This is a genomic window from Halobacillus litoralis (genome assembly GCF_009856355.1).
Taxonomy (GTDB): domain Bacteria; phylum Bacillota; class Bacilli; order Bacillales; family Halobacillaceae; genus Halobacillus; species Halobacillus litoralis_B.
In genome coordinates, this window is record NZ_WMEW01000012.1 from 25,637 (window position 1) to 41,782 (window position 16,146).

Annotated in this window: 14 protein-coding genes and 2 tRNA genes; 2 read left to right on the forward strand and 14 right to left on the reverse strand. The window is 49.0% G+C overall.

Annotated elements, in window-relative coordinates:
* Positions 1-32: 32 nt before the first annotated feature.
* From GLV97_RS15585 to GLV97_RS15595, 3 genes are read right to left on the reverse strand one after another with little or no spacing between them, the layout of a single operon-like run.
* The gene (locus GLV97_RS15585; protein ID WP_160890069.1) at positions 33-860 is read right to left on the reverse strand and encodes a sugar phosphate isomerase/epimerase family protein; all 828 of its coding nucleotides are present in this window, start codon (positions 858-860) and stop codon (positions 33-35) included.
* Positions 861-892: 32 nt separating this feature from the next.
* The gene (locus GLV97_RS15590; protein ID WP_160890070.1) at positions 893-1,903 is read right to left on the reverse strand and encodes a LacI family DNA-binding transcriptional regulator; all 1,011 of its coding nucleotides are present in this window, start codon (positions 1,901-1,903) and stop codon (positions 893-895) included.
* A 48-nt stretch (positions 1,904-1,951) separates the two neighbouring features.
* Positions 1,952-2,971 (reverse strand): Gfo/Idh/MocA family oxidoreductase, encoded by a 1,020-nt coding sequence (locus GLV97_RS15595; protein WP_160837559.1) that lies wholly within the window; start codon positions 2,969-2,971, stop codon positions 1,952-1,954.
* Positions 2,972-3,341: 370 nt separating this feature from the next.
* Here GLV97_RS15595 and GLV97_RS15600 point away from each other — a divergent pair, with 370 nt between their 5' ends.
* Positions 3,342-4,046 carry a DUF2306 domain-containing protein gene (locus GLV97_RS15600; RefSeq protein WP_160890071.1) on the forward strand — a complete coding sequence of 235 codons (705 nt, stop codon included), beginning with the start codon at positions 3,342-3,344 and terminating at the stop codon, positions 4,044-4,046.
* Positions 4,047-4,443: 397 nt separating this feature from the next.
* Here GLV97_RS15600 and GLV97_RS15605 read toward each other — a convergent pair whose 3' ends face one another.
* The 9 genes from GLV97_RS15605 to GLV97_RS15645 form a co-directional block, all read right to left on the reverse strand.
* Positions 4,444-5,670: a S1C family serine protease gene (locus tag GLV97_RS15605; protein WP_337194113.1), complete on the reverse strand. Its 1,227-nt coding sequence runs from the start codon at positions 5,668-5,670 to the stop codon at positions 4,444-4,446.
* Between the two features lie 79 nt (positions 5,671-5,749).
* Positions 5,750-6,544, reverse strand: coding sequence for an MBL fold metallo-hydrolase (locus GLV97_RS15610; RefSeq protein ID WP_160890072.1), 795 nt, complete (start codon positions 6,542-6,544; stop codon positions 5,750-5,752).
* A 17-nt stretch (positions 6,545-6,561) separates the two neighbouring features.
* Complete coding sequence (locus tag GLV97_RS15615; RefSeq protein WP_160837565.1) at positions 6,562-7,473, reverse strand: two-component system regulatory protein YycI; 912 nt, start codon at positions 7,471-7,473, stop codon at positions 6,562-6,564.
* A 19-nt stretch (positions 7,474-7,492) separates the two neighbouring features.
* Positions 7,493-8,872 (reverse strand): YycH family regulatory protein, encoded by a 1,380-nt coding sequence (locus tag GLV97_RS15620; RefSeq protein ID WP_160890073.1) that lies wholly within the window; start codon positions 8,870-8,872, stop codon positions 7,493-7,495.
* The gene (walK, locus tag GLV97_RS15625; protein WP_160837569.1) at positions 8,869-10,716 is read right to left on the reverse strand and encodes a cell wall metabolism sensor histidine kinase WalK; all 1,848 of its coding nucleotides are present in this window, start codon (positions 10,714-10,716) and stop codon (positions 8,869-8,871) included. The genes GLV97_RS15620 and walK overlap by 4 nt, the downstream gene beginning before the upstream one ends.
* Positions 10,717-10,720: 4 nt before the next feature.
* The gene (gene yycF, locus GLV97_RS15630) at positions 10,721-11,425 is read right to left on the reverse strand and encodes a response regulator YycF (protein ID WP_160837571.1); all 705 of its coding nucleotides are present in this window, start codon (positions 11,423-11,425) and stop codon (positions 10,721-10,723) included.
* A gap of 180 nt (positions 11,426-11,605) precedes the next feature.
* A complete protein-coding gene (locus GLV97_RS15635; protein ID WP_160890074.1) occupies positions 11,606-12,844 on the reverse strand; it encodes a peptidoglycan DD-metalloendopeptidase family protein in 1,239 nt (412 codons plus the stop codon).
* Positions 12,845-13,118: 274 nt separating this feature from the next.
* A tRNA-Phe gene (locus GLV97_RS15640) sits at positions 13,119-13,191 on the reverse strand.
* A 146-nt stretch (positions 13,192-13,337) separates the two neighbouring features.
* A tRNA-Asp gene (locus GLV97_RS15645) sits at positions 13,338-13,414 on the reverse strand.
* A gap of 134 nt (positions 13,415-13,548) precedes the next feature.
* Between GLV97_RS15645 and GLV97_RS15650 the strand changes: the two genes are divergently transcribed.
* Positions 13,549-14,037 carry a hypothetical protein gene (locus tag GLV97_RS15650; protein WP_237416872.1) on the forward strand — a complete coding sequence of 163 codons (489 nt, stop codon included), beginning with the start codon at positions 13,549-13,551 and terminating at the stop codon, positions 14,035-14,037.
* 14 nt (positions 14,038-14,051) lie between these two features.
* On the opposite strand, the gene GLV97_RS15655 is transcribed toward GLV97_RS15650, so the two are convergent.
* Together GLV97_RS15655 and GLV97_RS15660 are read right to left on the reverse strand one after the other, a co-directional pair.
* The gene (locus tag GLV97_RS15655) at positions 14,052-14,609 is read right to left on the reverse strand and encodes a TIGR00730 family Rossman fold protein (protein WP_160890075.1); all 558 of its coding nucleotides are present in this window, start codon (positions 14,607-14,609) and stop codon (positions 14,052-14,054) included.
* Between the two features lie 72 nt (positions 14,610-14,681).
* Entirely contained in the window at positions 14,682-15,971 is a 1,290-nt protein-coding gene (locus GLV97_RS15660) for an adenylosuccinate synthase (protein ID WP_160837579.1), read from the reverse strand.
* Positions 15,972-16,146 lie beyond the last annotated feature (175 nt).

Sequence of the window (16,146 nt, forward strand, 5' to 3'; positions counted from 1 at the left end):
TTCAGACAGCGCTTTCAAATTTCAAGTGACCGTCAGCTTTTGACCGGTGTGCCTTCCCACTGCTTCAATTTATCAAGGGATGTCTCGTAATAGCCGGTGATCACATCCAGGTAGTCAGCGCCTTTGACCGGTGTGAACGGATCCGGTCCTGCAGCGGTCATTTCCATGATGATCGGTCCTTGATAGCCGATGTAATCGAGCGTCTGAACCTGCTCTGCCAGATCGGCGTTGCCGTTTCCGACGGCCTGTCTGTTCGAATCGGCGATGTGATAGACACCAAGCTGCCGGCCGACCGCCTTCAAAGACTCAGCTGGGGCTGCTTCTTCGATATTCATGTGGTAGGCATCGAGCAGCACTTTCAATTGGGAACTTCCAACCGCTTCAATCAAATCCAGGGCTTCTTTTCCTGTGACAATCTGGTGGTTTTCATACCGGTTCAAGACTTCAAACACGACTTCCATGTTGTGGGCTTCTGCTTTTTTCATAATTTCAGTGGAGCTTTCCACAAGAAGCCTCCAGTCCTTCTCTTCATCGCCGCTGCCGCGGACTTTACCGACGTCCCCGTGCAGGCAGATTCTGTCCGCACCGAGCTCATCGGCCCAGCTGATCAGATCCAGGAAGTATTGGACCGCTTCCTTTCTCACTTGATCTTCGGCACTGGATATATCGACATTGTCCGGGGTGATGGATAAAATTTTAAGCCCGTACTGATCAAGAACTTTTTTTAACTCTTCCGGGTTCTGGGAGACATCCCCCTGCACTTCCACGCCGTCTACCCCTATGTCAGCAGCAAGGCGGCACTTCTTTTCAAAATCGATATCTCCAAACGTCCATAAACACAAGCCGTAATCTCGAGTCATTGTATTCCTCCGTTCTATAGTCCCCGTCTGTTCTATGTAAGACGGGCGGTTGATTCGCGTTCGATCAACGACGGGGTAAGTACCAGCCGCTGTACAATTTTTTCTTCCTTCTCCTTCTTATCGAGCAGTTCTTCGACGAACAGCTCAATCGCTTTTTCCCCCATTTTCTGAGCCGGCTGACCGATCGTCGTCAGCTGCGGATCGGTGACCTGGGCAAGGATGCTGTTATCAAACCCGATGACGGATAAATCCTCCGGCACCTTGAGCCCTTTTTCCTTAGCTGCCTGCAGAACGCCGACGGCCAGAATCTCGGTTGATGCAAAAATGGCCGTAGGAGTGATTTCCTGTGACAGCAGATCAAGCGCCGCTTGTTTACTTTCGGCAAGCGAATGGGAGGCATAGCGTGTGGACGCTTCCGTCATAGGCACGTTACAGGCCTGGAGGGCTTCTTTCAAGCCATAAAACCGTTGTTTGATGGACGGTACATCCACATCCTCCATCAAGGCCGCCACCCGTTTGTGTCCAAGTTCAGCCAGGTAGGTGCCTGCATCATAACCGCCCTGGAAATCATCCACCATCACCGAATGCGCTGGAAACTTAGGGACGTCCCTCGTCAGCAGCACAACAGGAACTTCACTTTTCTTCAGCTTGTTCAGCGCACGGCTGTTTTTCAAGCCGGTGGCTATAATCATCCCGTCGAGGTACTTCTGCTGCAGCATCGTGATATATTCCTCTTCCTTATCCGGATCGTTGTCTGTACTGCAGATCATGACGTTGAAGCCTTTCTTCCGGCCGCTGTCCTCCACGGCTCTCGTCACTTCCGCCATGAACGGATTGGAGATATCCGGGATGAGGACACCGATCGTCTTCATTGCTTTTTGGACAGAAAGTACGACACTCGGCTTATAATCGAGCGCCTTGATGGCGTCGTACACACGCTGTTTCGTTTTTTCATTAATGTTTCCTTTTTCATTCAACACCTTGGATACGGTGGATATCGATACGCTGGCTTTTTCTGCTACATCATAAATGGTGACTTTCATTATTTGCTGCCCCTTTCTCTCTGCTGCCTGAGTCAGGACAGCCTAAGGTTAAACGAGTGCTGGTTTTGGAATTTGAACAGGCTGATTTGTCTGGACGGATTCAATACAGGCAAGCGCGATCTTCAGTGCCCATCTGGCATCTTCAGCTGTCGCATAGGAAGGATGCTTGTGTACGACACCGTCGACAAAGGCCCGCAGCTCTTCTACATACGCTTCAAACAATAAATGCTGGTCATAACGGCTTGTATCATAGCTGACCCCGTCCTTATTATAACGTGTCATACTGGATTCGCGGATGCCTCCAGCTGTAATCATCCCCTCAGATCCGAAAACTTCGGCTCGGACGTCATATCCATACACAGCCTGGAAGCTTGCTTCTGCTGTTGCAATGGCGCCGTTGTCAAACTTGATTGTCGCAACGGCTGTATCCAGCAGACCGCTTTCCTTAAGGTCCGGTCGGACAAGCGCATCGGCGGCTACATAAACTTCCACCGGCTGGGCACCCGGGTTCAAGTAGCGGAGGGCGTCAAAATCGTGAATGAGCGTTTCCAGGAAAATCGTCCACTGCGGCTTCGACTCTGCTCCCTGAAGCTCCGGATCCCTCGTATTCGATTTCAAGAGCTGTGGTGTGCCGATGCGTCCTTCAGCAATCTCACGATGGGCAGCGCGGAACCCTTTTTCAAAACGACGGTTAAAACCAACTTGTAGGAACGTTTGATGCTCATCCGCCGCCTGGACGATTTCATCTGCTTCTTCCATGGTAATCGCCATCGGTTTCTCACAGAAAACCGCTTTCCCGTGCCGGATGGCAGCAAGAACATTCGCAGCATGCGTTTTTGCCGGAGACACGATAACCACGGCCTCTACTTCAGGGTCCTTGATCAATTCCATAGGATCTGTGTACACCTTCGCTGTTGTATTCAGCGTGTGGACGAGCTGTTCCGCTGCGTTGGGTACCGGATCTGCAACCGCATACAATTGTGCGCCGGGCAAACGCTGGGCTATGGTTTCTCCGTGAAAGGCTCCCATTCTTCCTGCTCCGATCAATCCAATGTTCAATGTATTCAAAACAAACGCCTCCTAGATAAATGAAATTTAGGAAAGAACTTTCCTTAACTCGGATTGTAAACCTTTTCATAAAGCTAGTCAAACAGAATTTTTAATTATTTGAAAACTGCAAGGGTTATCATATAGTATCGAAAACCGCTTAGATTAAGGGGTACAGAGTGAAAATAAAGAGCTGGTGACTGACAAGGAAAGTTCTTTCCCAATTTTATATTGATATTTCCGAAGACAGCGATCTCCACCCGTCTACATAAAACGACAAACCTTCATCATCGCAGCAGGGGATGGTCGTTTCTTTGTAAAAATCGTTAAGAATGCAGGAATTCCCTTCTTTCGTTGCGTATAACTGGTAGAGTAGAGAGGAGTGAAAACCATGTCTTTATTTTCAATGATATTACTGATTCATATCGCTGCCGGGTTTACCGCCCTGACGGTATTCTGGATACCTCTTGTGACGAAAAAGGGCGGCCGTGTCCATCGGAAAGTCGGCTGGGTTTACGTCTGGGCGATGTATACTGTTGCGGCCAGCGCCTTATTTATGGGACTATACCGGCTTTTTATGGAGCCGCAGCGCTCCTCAATGGAACAGGCCTTTTCCTTTTTCTTATTATTCATCGCTGTATTAAGTGCAGCCACGGCCTGGATGGGGATTCGTGTCCTGCGTTTGAAGCGCCGGACGAAAGCTCACCGCAGTCCTTATGATTTAGGGGCATCCGGTCTGCTCGTCATCATGTCTCTCATCACAATGGCAGTCGGCTGGATATACGATATTGCGCTGTTGAAGTTTTTCCCGATTTTAGGTTTGTTCCTCGGCAGTGGGCAGCTGTCCTATTGGCTCACGCCGCCCAAAACAAAAATGCACTGGTATTTTGAGCACTACGGAAACCTGATCGGCTGCTCCATTGCCACCATCACGGCTTTTGTCGTCTTCGGAGCTCCGAGACTGCTGAACATTTCAAGTGTGAGCATCTGGCTCTGGTTTCTGCCTGCCGCTGTCCTGACGCCACTGATCTACAGCTTCAATGCCTACTACAGGAAGAAGTTCAACATTTCAAAATCCGGAAAAACCGCCTCCTGAAAATGGAGTCACGAAAGGCGTTAGCATTAGACATTATTTTCGCAGGAGCGATCGAAAACTCAAGCGGGAAGGTTTGAGTTTCATACACATGTGGAAAACAAGCACTAACGAAAGTAGTTACCCACAACTGTCCACAGACTTATGCACAAACCTTGTTAATTTTCTGATATTCACAGGGTTTACTTAGATATAAACAGGTTATACACAGATTTTATCCACATATTCACATTCCCTTCGGCTATATGGTATCGGAATATACGTTCCCTACCATATATGACAGTTATCCAGAACTCTATGCACAGGCTGTGGATAAATAGTTGTTGAATGAGACAGAAGAATGTCGATTTCTGACCATCAAAAAAGAGTACCTTCGCCGGAAGGTACTCTTTTTTATGATTTATTCCTGTGAACCGAGAGTGATCGTCGTTGTCTGCTGCTCTCCATCGCGGTAGTAGGTGATGTCCATCTCTTCTCCAGGGTCTTTCTCATTGTATAAATACTTTCTGAGATCAATGATATCTTCAACAGGTTCACCATCAAGGGCTGTGATCACGTCCAGTGGTTCAAGACCGGCTTTCGCCGCTGGTGACATCTGACGGATGCTGCGGATATAAAGGCCGCCCTCCACATCCTCAGGAAGGTTCAATGTGTTGTTCCATTCGGATGTAGGCACTTCATCCAGTCCGTAGGCTTCAATACCGATATATGGACGGTCGACCTGTCCCTTCTGCTCGAGCTCATCGATGATCGGTTTGGCTGAATCGATCGGAATAGCAAAACCGATGCCTTCCACAGATGACTGGGCGATTTTCATCGAGTTGATTCCGATCAATTGGCCTTCGATGTTAATCAGCGCACCGCCGCTGTTTCCAGGGTTGATGGCTGCATCGGTCTGGATCACTTCCGCCTGCCAGTCTTCCAGTCCATCTCCATTGAAATCCTGCGGGATCGCACGCTCTTTCCCGCTGATGATCCCCTGTGTGACGGAACCGGCAAAGCTTAAGCCGAGCGGGTTGCCGATGGCAATGGCCGGTTCGCCGACTTTTAGATTTTCAGAACTGCCAAGCTCAGCGACCTGCTCCACCTGATCCCCCGGCATTTCCAAAACAGCAAGATCTGTGAATACATCGCCGCCGATCAATTCGGCTTTAATCCTTGTCTCATCAGCAAGAACGACTTCAATTTCACTGGCACCTTCAATAACGTGATTGTTCGTAACCACATAAGCGGTACCGTCTTCCTTTTTATAAATGACGCCGGAACCGACGCCTGCCTGCTGCGAGGAATCCTCAGCACCCTCCTGCCAGAAATTCTCCCTCGTCTGGAGATTGACGACACCGACAACGGTCGGTGTGACCTGCTCGACGACATCTGTAATCTGTGTCGTTACATCGACTGAGACACTCTTCGTATCGCCGGTCAGTCCCTGATTGTCATCCACGAGGCCGCTTTCATCCTCTGGAATCGTCATATCGTATGGAAGCAGCTCGGTCTGGACGAGTGCGGGGAGAGCAAGCAGGACGAGCACAGCGCCTAATATCCCTCCGACGATGGTCGGCATGACCCAGCGCCTGCGGGATCTTTTCTGCTGTGTATGGGGTGAATGGTCATCGTAATAACCCACTCCGCTTCACCTTACCTTTCTTTCGCTCCTATGAACTTCAATAGGTATTGTTCCCTTATTTTTAACTAAATCAAACCTTTTAAACCTCAAAAATCGGTGTAGCTTCAGCAGGGTCTGTGTCATGCAGAGCCACCTTCGTCCCAAGCTCGAAGCCTCGTTCCTCAAGGATGTTGGAGACTGACATCCGGGCCAGGTCCTTCATATTGTTATCCAGACTCAGGTGGGCCAGGTAGATCCGTTTCGTCTGATCGGTAATGATATCGGTAAGCGCAAGCGCTGCATCTTCATTGGAAACGTGCCCGGAATCGCCGAGGATCCGCCGTTTCACATTCCAAGGATAACGTCCCATCCGAAGCATGCTGACATCATGATTGGATTCAAACACATAGGCGTCGGCACCTTCCACTGTCTTTTTGATGCGCTCCGACACGTAGCCAAGGTCGGTGACCAGCGCCACTTTTTTCCCGTCCTGATGGAACGTATAAAACATCGGGTCCGCCGCATCGTGGGATACCGCGAAGCTTTCCACATCGATGCCCCCGAATGTCTGCACTTCCTCCATTCCGAAAAGGAACTTCTGGTCCAGTGACAGCTTGCCGATCTGCCCTTCCATCGCCTGCCACGTCTTCTCGTTGGCATAAACAGGCAGGTTGTAGCGGCGCGCCATGATGCCGAGCCCCTTAATATGATCGCTGTGCTCGTGCGTGACGAGGATCCGCGACAGCGATGCGGGGTCGATGTCCACCTGCTCCATCAACCCTTCCATTTTTTTGCCGCTCAAGCCGGCGTCCACCAAAATCCGTTCGTCCCCTGATTCAATAAAAAACGCGTTCCCCGTACTGCCTGAAGCCAGTACACTAAAGCGTAAGGTCATGATGTAAGACACTCCATTTAATTGTTTTCACTTTCTTCGTTCTCCTCTGTCGTACTCTCTAATGGATTTTCCTGAAGATCGTACGTTTGTAACTCTTCTTCAATAAAATTCCCTTCCTCGACGTCAATCACGCCTCCCGTCAAGGCATAGACAAAGTGGCTCCGCTCTCCATTAACGGTCACTTTCCAGGCAGGCGCAAAAACCTGCTCACCTTTTTCCTCACTCGGCTCGACGAAAATCTCGGTGTAATAACCGATACTCATCGACGTCACCTCGTCCCCGTCCTGGAGCATCCCCTGCCTGTGAAGGGTCCTCACAGCATTCAAAGGAGCGATGACCGCCCCATCCTGTTCAGAATCGATGGTCATTTCTCCTTCGTTGAAAGCAAGCATCGTCGCTACATAGCCGGTAATCTCCCCGTCTTCAATCGTGACGAGCAGCGACCCGCTGTTGTTAAAGTAAATCGTACGATCATTGGCTTTCTGGAAAAAGAGCGCCACTCCGTTTTCTTCATTCCAGCCCCAGAATGAATATTGGGAATAAAACGGTACAAGGCTGCGGACTTTATCAATTACGTTGTCTTCTGTAACGGGAACCGGGTCATCCAGTTCCACTTTCAGTACGCGGTTCTCATTCAATACCTCAACCGTCTGCTCCTCCTCGTCCATATCTTCAATTTGGCCGAGAATTTCCTCAGAGAATGTACTGCCGGAGGATTTAATCGTCGAAACTTCCCCCGGCTCCTGAGGGTTGGCGCCGTCGGCGATCGTAATTCCGTCTTCGGCTAATTCAGTTTCAATATTCTCTTCAGCTGTTGAAATCTGGCCCAGAACATCCTGCGACTGTTTTTCAATAAATTGCTGCAAGAGGAAAAGGTCGAGAATCAAAAAGCTGAGGATGAACAATAATTTAATCTGGCCCCACTGCATTCGTTATCCCGCCTTCCTCTTAAGGTGCTGCGTTGCCATTAGGCATCGGCTCTTCCTTGAATAATGGTGCCCAGTTTTCGGATTCCGTCTCGATATACCACTCCGGAATCAAATTATAGGCCAAATTGTTCGTCTGTTCTTCCAACGTGTAGCGGATGCCGATATTCTTGATGCTGTTGAAATCATACGTATTGGAATTTTGAATTTGATTGATCACTTCATCGACGGACTGCAGTTCAGCCATCGAATCTGTTTCATACGGCGTCCGGACGAACTTGATCAGCGGACGGTCGTAGCTTTGAATATCGCTGTCCTCATACGTCAGGGAGATCTGCGCGAAACCTTCCGTTTCCTCATTTTCCATGACAGGGAATTCATTGAAATACATACGGTATTTCAGTTCATCCAGCCCGGTGGATAACGATTCGATCCGGAATTCGTTCGTCCACCCGAGATGACTGTTGATGTCCTGAACACTTCTGGTCAGCAGATCATACTCCGTCATCCCCGATTCATTAATACTCTTCGTCGTTAAAAATAGAAACTCCATCAGCCGGTCATCCTTCTTCTGATCCAGCCTCCGGTCGTTCGTTTTCGTCCGTTTGATCCCTTCCCCCGCCTCATAGAAGATGGTACTGGAGGGCGACGGGAACAAATCATTCTGCAGCGGTGTGACCGGCACGGCCGTCGTCTGCAGAACGACCTGAGGGACAAAGATGTCATCTGTCGGCAGATAAATATGGTTGGCGCCGACATTTGACACGTCAGTAGACGGCATTTCATCAGCAAGGCGGACAATTTCCGTCAGGTCATTCCGTTCTTCAAATTCCTTGATCACTCTGTCCCCCGCACTCGCATTGACACTGGCCTTCAGCGTCACTTCATCGCCCTGGCTGCTTGTCTGAATGAACCACAGCTCATAGGTGGACGTTGAGCGTTCATCGTTCTGGATGAGGAAGACCCGTTCAAAGTTCTTATTGAAGTTATCAAGAATGACGTTGTTGTTTACTGTAAACAAGTCCTTGATCACTTTTAACGGAAGCGACGTCGGAAAAATGACCTCGACGCCTTTATCGATGTTACTTAAATCAACCTCACCAGGGGTCGTATCAAAGTTGGACAGCGCCCACTTCTTGAATTGATCATTAAAGTTCGCTTTCCCATTCGGTTCAGGGAAGGTGAAATGATCAGAGTTTTCGTGATAGACAACCATTTCAGGAATCAATAAGTCGGAAAGCTCCTCTTCTGTACCGACTCCCGTAAGTTTGTTGTCTGCCGTGCTTCCGCCCTCTTCCAATGTTTCCGAAGCGGGCTGGTAACTCCAAAGGGCTACGGTCAATACAAGACTGAAGGCAATCAGAATAACGAGAATGATCGATTTCAACGTTTCTCTATTCATGATTTATCCCTCCGCTTCTGACTCATGAGCGGAAGAGTAAAGTAAACGGTCGTTCCTTCTCCTTCACGGCTTTCCGCCCATATTTTCCCGTGGTGGGCATCAATTATTTCCCGGGCAATTGCAAGACCAAGACCGGTACCGCCCATCTCCCGGGCTCTTGATTTATCTACGCGGTAAAAGCGGTCGAAGATTTTATCGACCGTATCCGGGGGCATCCCAATACCTTCATCTGTAATGCTGACCCGCAGCTGTTTTCTCGTTGTGGAAGCCTCAAAGGTAATGCTGCCGCCTTCAGGTGAATACTTGATGGCATTGGAAATCACGTTATCCAGCACCTGTGTGATCTTATCCTTATCGATCCATACATACATCTTTTTCTTCGTCAGGCTGCGGACGAAGTTCACTTTATCATCCTTGTTCATTTCAAAGCGCTCGATAATGCTTTCATAGAAGCTGATGAACTCCACACGCTTCTTCATAAGCGTCGTCTCTTTATGATCCATTTTTGTAAGCTGGAGCAGATCATTGACGAGCCGGATCATGCGGTCAGTCTCATTCTGGGTGACATCCAGGAAGCGGGGAGCAATATCCGGGTCCTGCCATGCTCCGTCGTTCAGCGCTTCGATATAGCTGCGCATCGTCGTCAGCGGTGTGCGGAGTTCGTGGGAAACATTGGAAACGAACTCGCGGCGCTCCTGTTCGACGCGCTGCTGTTCGGTAACGTCACTGATCACTGTAATGAAACCATCCATTTCGTTGTTTTCATCCTCCACTACAGAGAAGTTCGCTTTTAATAACAGGTGGTTCTCGTCGTTACTCAAATCGATAATCATGGAGTTCGTCTCTTCGACTTCCCCCATTTCTTCAATCTGATCGCCCAAATCAAGAACATCAATCAGGGACTGCCCCTGGATATCCTCAAAGCGCTGGCCGATCAGCTTGGAAGCCGGCGCGTTCATCAATATAATCGCACCCAGCCGGTCGGTGGCAATGACGCCGTCCGACATATTGGAAAGGACAGAGCTCAGCTTCCTGCGCTCCCCTTCGGTAGTTGCCTGGGCAAGCTTGAGTTTATCATTCATATCATTGAAGGCGTGTCCAAGTTCGCCGATTTCATCATTTCCCCGGACATTGACCTTCTGAGAGAAGTCCCCTGTGGCCATAATCTGCGCCTGACGCTTCATTTCCGTCAATGGTTTCGTGATGGTACGCGCCACCAAAATCCCGAGCAGAGCCGTTACGACAATAGCTAAGACCGTCCCTTTGGCAAATATACTGCTGATCTCCTCCATCTGCCTGGAGATGTCATCTCCATACACTTCGTAATGGAGAAGCCCGAGGACTTCCTCGCCTGTTTCATCGGTAATCGGACGAGTGCCTACATAGACACGGTCATTGCTGCCCTCTTCCCGTTTGAACTTCGGTTCGGTCGCCTCGCCAATGAATAACACGTTGGTCAGCTGGTAGTCCGTCACCTTTTTTCCGATATCGGATGAATCATCCCGGGTGCCGACAGAGGCGATGATGTTGGCATTGCTGTTCAGGATCTGCAGCTTGCGCGGGTTGATGCTCTGCGTTTCTTCTATAAAATCACTGATCAGCCCCTGCACTTCATCCTCAAGTGTCGGACTGTCCCCGTCACGTTCTGCGTTAAACGCATTCTGCAGACTGAATGTAAGGGAGTTCAGCTGGTTATCGATGGAACTGGTGAAGTTACTTGTCAGCTGTTTATCAAGCTGACTAACAAAATAGGCCCCAATCACTTGGATGCCTAATAATAAAAGCAGTATATAAACAACAATCAGCTTCAGCCGGACCGACTGAAAGAAACCCACTTTCTTCATAAAGTCAGTCCTGCTCTGGGTTTCTCAAATAGTAGCCGACCCCGCGTCGTGTCACGATCCACATCGGGTTACTCGGATTCTCCTCAATTTTTTCACGGAGACGGCGGACGGTTACATCAACGGTACGGACGTCACCGTAGTAATCGTAGCCCCATACGGTTTCCAACAGGTGTTCACGTGTCATGACCTGGCCGATATGACGGGCTAAGTAATGAAGAAGCTCGAATTCACGGTGGGTAAGCTCGATGTATGTCCCATCACGCGTTACGGTGTAGGCATCCGGATGGATCGCCAGGCGGCCGATTTCAATATCCTTCGTCTGCTGGGAGGTATCCTCCGGCTCCTGCTGCTGGCGGCGCAGGTTCGCTTTGACCCGGGCAATCAGTTCACGGTTGCTGAACGGTTTCGTTACATAATCATCCGCACCCATTTCAAGTCCGAGCACTTTATCGATTTCTGCGTCTTTGGCTGTCAGCATAATGATCGGCATATTGTGCCGCTTCCTCACTTCACGGCATACTTCATTTCCATCTTTGTTCGGAAGCATGATATCAAGCAGAATCAGCTCCGGCTCTTCCTCGTCCGCTTTAGCGACAGCTTCGTCACCATCGTAGGCACAAACGACTTCATAGCCTTCCTTTTCAAGGTTGAATTTCAATATATCAGCAATTGGTTTTTCATCGTCTACGACTAAGATTTTCTGCGCCATCTTGTCACATCCCTTTCATCGTCTTCTGTTCTTTCCCTCATTTTAACTTATTTACTGAGAAATGTCTTACTTCATCTGAAGACACTCCGGGAAATCATCCGTTCATCCTATCCGCCTGTTTCTTTAATCATAGCCATTCCCATAAAAAAAGCCGCTATGTGTCTGCATAGCGGCTTTTGATTATTGAGATACGTGGGAAAGCGGGTTTTCCAGACCGCCGTCCTTATGCACTTCAAAATGAAGGTGGACACCGGTGGAATGTCCGGTCGTTCCCATATCACCGAGCTTGTCCCCCTGCTTGACGGTATCCCCCACCTGCACATCGATCGATGATAAGTGGGCATACAGCGTCTCATAGCCATTGCCATGATCAATGACGACTTTGTTTCCGAAGCTTTCCTGATAACCGGCTTCGGTCACTTTGCCGTGATCAGCAGCTTTGATAGTCAAGTCGGAAACACCGGCGATATCGATGCCTTTGTGATAACGTCCCCAACGCTCCCCTTGTTTACTCGTAATCGTTCCACCGACCGCCGGCCAGATAAACTTCCCTGATCCGATAGACGGGGATGGTCTCGTCCCTTTCAACACGACTTTTGTCACAGGATCCTCGACGACTTCTTCTTCAAGAACTTCCTCTTCGGTCGTCTCCCCGTTTTCTGTCACCGTCTGGATGAGCGTTTCCTTCTTCCCATCCTGTCCCTCTTGGTGGATTTCTGTTTCCCCTTCATAAAGAGCATCTGTGTTACGCACTTCGACTTTATGTGCGATCATTTCTGCTTCCCGTTCCTGTTCCGTGACGATGACATCGACGAGCGGTTCTCCGCTGCTCAGAGACACCTGCTCAGACATGCTGCCGGTTTGAATCCGGTCCACCGTCTCTTCAACCGTATGGATGGATGAAGGAGCCACTTTGACAGGAGCATAGTCGATCACACCATTCACGTAGACGTTTTCAAGTTTGGTTTCACCGGCGGGAACCTCTTCATCATCAGACACGTGTTCCTCATTGACATATTCCGCTTTTAACGTATCTATGACGGTTTCTACATCACCGGCCTCCGGAAGATACGAAACGGACTGCCCATTCACCTGCACTTGTACCGCTTCCACTGCATACGACACGTCTTCCTGCAGACGCTCAAGCACCTTCTCTTCATCGGCTTCCACAGAAAAGACGCGCTCCGGATTGAACGTAATCTCTTCCGCCACCGTCATGTCCCAATCCTCATGCTCCTTTTCCTTTTGTTCCACCAATGATTCCAGTTCATCCTGGACGACAGCTTTCTCCGTCACGGTTCCGATCTCCCAGCCATCCATCTGGACATGATAAACGGTCTGCATGGACTGCTCTGCATAAACCGTCCCCACGCCTAATGTACCGACCCCGAGCACCGTAATCATAATCTTCTTCCACATGTTTCCTTCCCCCTGGGTTATTATGCGTTTATATCTATATAAAAACTGTAAATTTCACTTTCATTAATCTATCATAGCCAAACTTTTAATAAAATAGATTTTGAAACTTGTAAAAAAGATATAATTTTACTACCAATTTTACGAAATAGATAACAATCTTTTATGTAATGATATAAATTAGCATGAAAATGAAGATGTGGAAACATGGATAATATTTTCCTGTGAACCCATACAAAAAAAGCCTGCGGAATAAACCGCAGGCTTTTGAAAGAAGTGGCTCGGGACGGAATCGAACCGCCGACACACGGATTTTCAGTCCGTTGCTCTACCGACTGAGCTACCGAGCCATGTTAATAATTAAATTTCGCAGGAGCTTCCCGCCCCAAATCTGGTTTCGATGAAGCTTCTTCATTTACCGAGCTTTCGACTTCTTCTTTCCATTACTGAATCACATTACGTGTGAATTCGACCACACAGAATGATATAATGAAAATGGCGGTCCGGACGGGACTCGAACCCGCGACCTCCTGCGTGACAGGCAGGCATTCTAACCAACTGAACTACCGGACCAATACGGCTTGTTCACCGCAACGATATCTATCGTACCACACGGTCAAAAGGGAAGCAATAGAAAATTTCATAGAATGTTAGAATTCCTTCATTCCCTGCCGGAACAGCTGTCATTTTACATAGAAAGGAGGATTATGTTGACGAGGATATGGTTCCGCTACCTGGTTTACGCCCTTATCTTTTTATTGGTTTCGTTCATTGCCTTCTTGAAGCTGAATCCGCCGCTTGAGCACGGATCAATCGGTTCGACAGAAGATAAACAGTCGGTCATTGTCGCTTTAGGAAATAAAAGCATGCTGGGAAGCATCCACATTACAGATGTCTCCATTAATGATGATGAAGTTCCTTCCCATGTGAATGTTCAGATCAGCGACACAGAAAAAGGTTTCACCCTTACGGATACCCATGCGCTCCTCGGTGAGACCCAGCATACACAAGCTTTCACCTCATTCTCACTAGGTCCTGACACATCCCCCCTTGCTGCTAAAACCGTTGCCGCTGCCACTGATCCAGCCCCTGCCACCATATATGGACTGAGTATTGCCGAAGATACAACCATCAGCAGAATCAAAGTGACATACCGGTACTTCGGGTTGATCTTTTCAAAAACGATCCATGTATAGGAAGAAACCGAACCTCAACGGAGGTCCGGTTTTTCTTTTGCTTCCATTTCATCCAGCAGCTGATGTGGATCCGGGGAAGCCACCATCAAATCCTGATGCTCTTCTTTTACGAACCCGGCCTTCACGCTGTGTTCCACAAGGTTCATCACCGGGGTATAATACCCGTCGATATTGAATAAAGCGACAGGCTTCTGATGGATGCCGATCTGTGCCCAGCTGACGGTTTCAAACAGCTCCTCCAGTGTCCCGAAGCCGCCCGGGAGAGCAATGAATCCATCCGCGAGCTCACTCATCTTCGCTTTGCGCTCATGCAGGGTATCCACTTCAATCATCTTCGTAATATCCGGATGGGGGACTTCTTTTTCGAACAGGTGCGTCGGCATGATGCCTGTTACGGTGCCGCCATGGGCGAGCACTGCATCAGCAGCTGCTCCCATCAGGCCGCTCCGGGCTCCTCCGTACACGAGTTCAATCCCCCGGGAAGCGAGGGCCTGTCCGAGAATTCTTGTCTGCTCAGCAAAGACCGGGCTGCTCCCGGCACTTGATCCGGCAAAAATACAAATGCGTTTCACATGAAACACTCCTTTCTTCTCATTCTATCCTATACAAAAACACCTGACTGAAAACAGCCAGGTGCTCGTTGATTATTCGCTGTATACGCTGCGGACGACGTTCGTTTGGGAACGGTCAGGACCGACAGAGAATACAGAGAGTGGAATGCCTGTCAGCTGAGACACACGCTCGATGTAATGGCGTGCATTGGCCGGCAGTTCGCTCAGGTTTTTCACACCCGTGATGTCTTCCGTCCAGCCCGGCATTTCTTCATAGACCGGTTCACATTCAGCGAGAACTTTCAAGCTGGCCGGGAACTCCTCAATGACTTCGCCTTTGTACTTATATGCCGTACAAATCTTCAGTGTTTCAATGCCTGTCAGCACATCAATCGAATTCAGGGAAAGATCCGTGATTCCGCTCACACGGCGGGCGTGGCGGACAACAACACTGTCGAACCAGCCGACACGGCGCGGACGTCCTGTTGTCGTTCCGTATTCACGGCCGACTTCGCGGATTTGGTCGCCGGTTTCGTTTTCAAGCTCTGTTGGGAACGGGCCGTCACCGACACGCGTCGTATAGGCTTTGGATACACCAACCACGTGCTTGATTTTAGATGGGCCGACACCGGAACCAATGGTTACTCCTCCGGCAATCGGGTTCGAGGACGTCACAAACGGATAAGTTCCCTGGTCGATATCGAGCATAACACCCTGGGCGCCTTCGAAAAGTACGCGGCGGCCGTCATCAAGGTTGTCATTCAGGACGACAGACGTATCGCATACATAAGAAGCAATCTTCTGACCATACTCGTAGTATTCATCAAGAATTTCATCCACGGTGAACGGCTCTGTTTCATACACTTTTTCAAACAGGCGGTTCTTCTCGGCAAGGTTCTGCTCCAGCTTCTCACGGAAACTTTCCTTGTCCATGAGATCGGCAATACGAATCCCTGTACGGGCCGCTTTGTCCATATAAGCCGGTCCAATCCCTTTTTTGGTTGTTCCGATCTTATTGGCGCCCTTTTCTTCCTCCTGAAGCGCATCCAGCTTCAAGTGGTATGGAAGAATGACGTGCGCACGGTTGCTGATCCGCAGGTTGTCTGTGGAAACACCTTTATCGTGAAGGTATTTCAATTCCTCAAGAAGCGCTTTCGGATCAATGACCATGCCATTTCCGAGTACGCAGATTTTATCATCAAAGAAAATCCCTGATGGAATCAGGTGAAGTTTATAAGTAATTCCGTCAAATTTAATCGTGTGTCCCGCATTGTTACCACCCTGGTAACGCGCAACCACTTCGGCATTTTGTGAAAGAAAATCGGTAATTTTGCCTTTACCTTCGTCCCCCCACTGGGTTCCGACTACAACTACTGAAGACATAAGGCACCTCCGCAATGAATTTGGTTATTGGTTTGAATTTCCTTCGTCAGTTTACCAATTTCCGCAATGAAAGTCAACGCTGAATCCGAACGTTATTTTCAATAAAATAATTTAATGTTCGATAATAACCTTACTATCAGGCTTTTCTAACAACTTATTAAAACTTATTATCCAT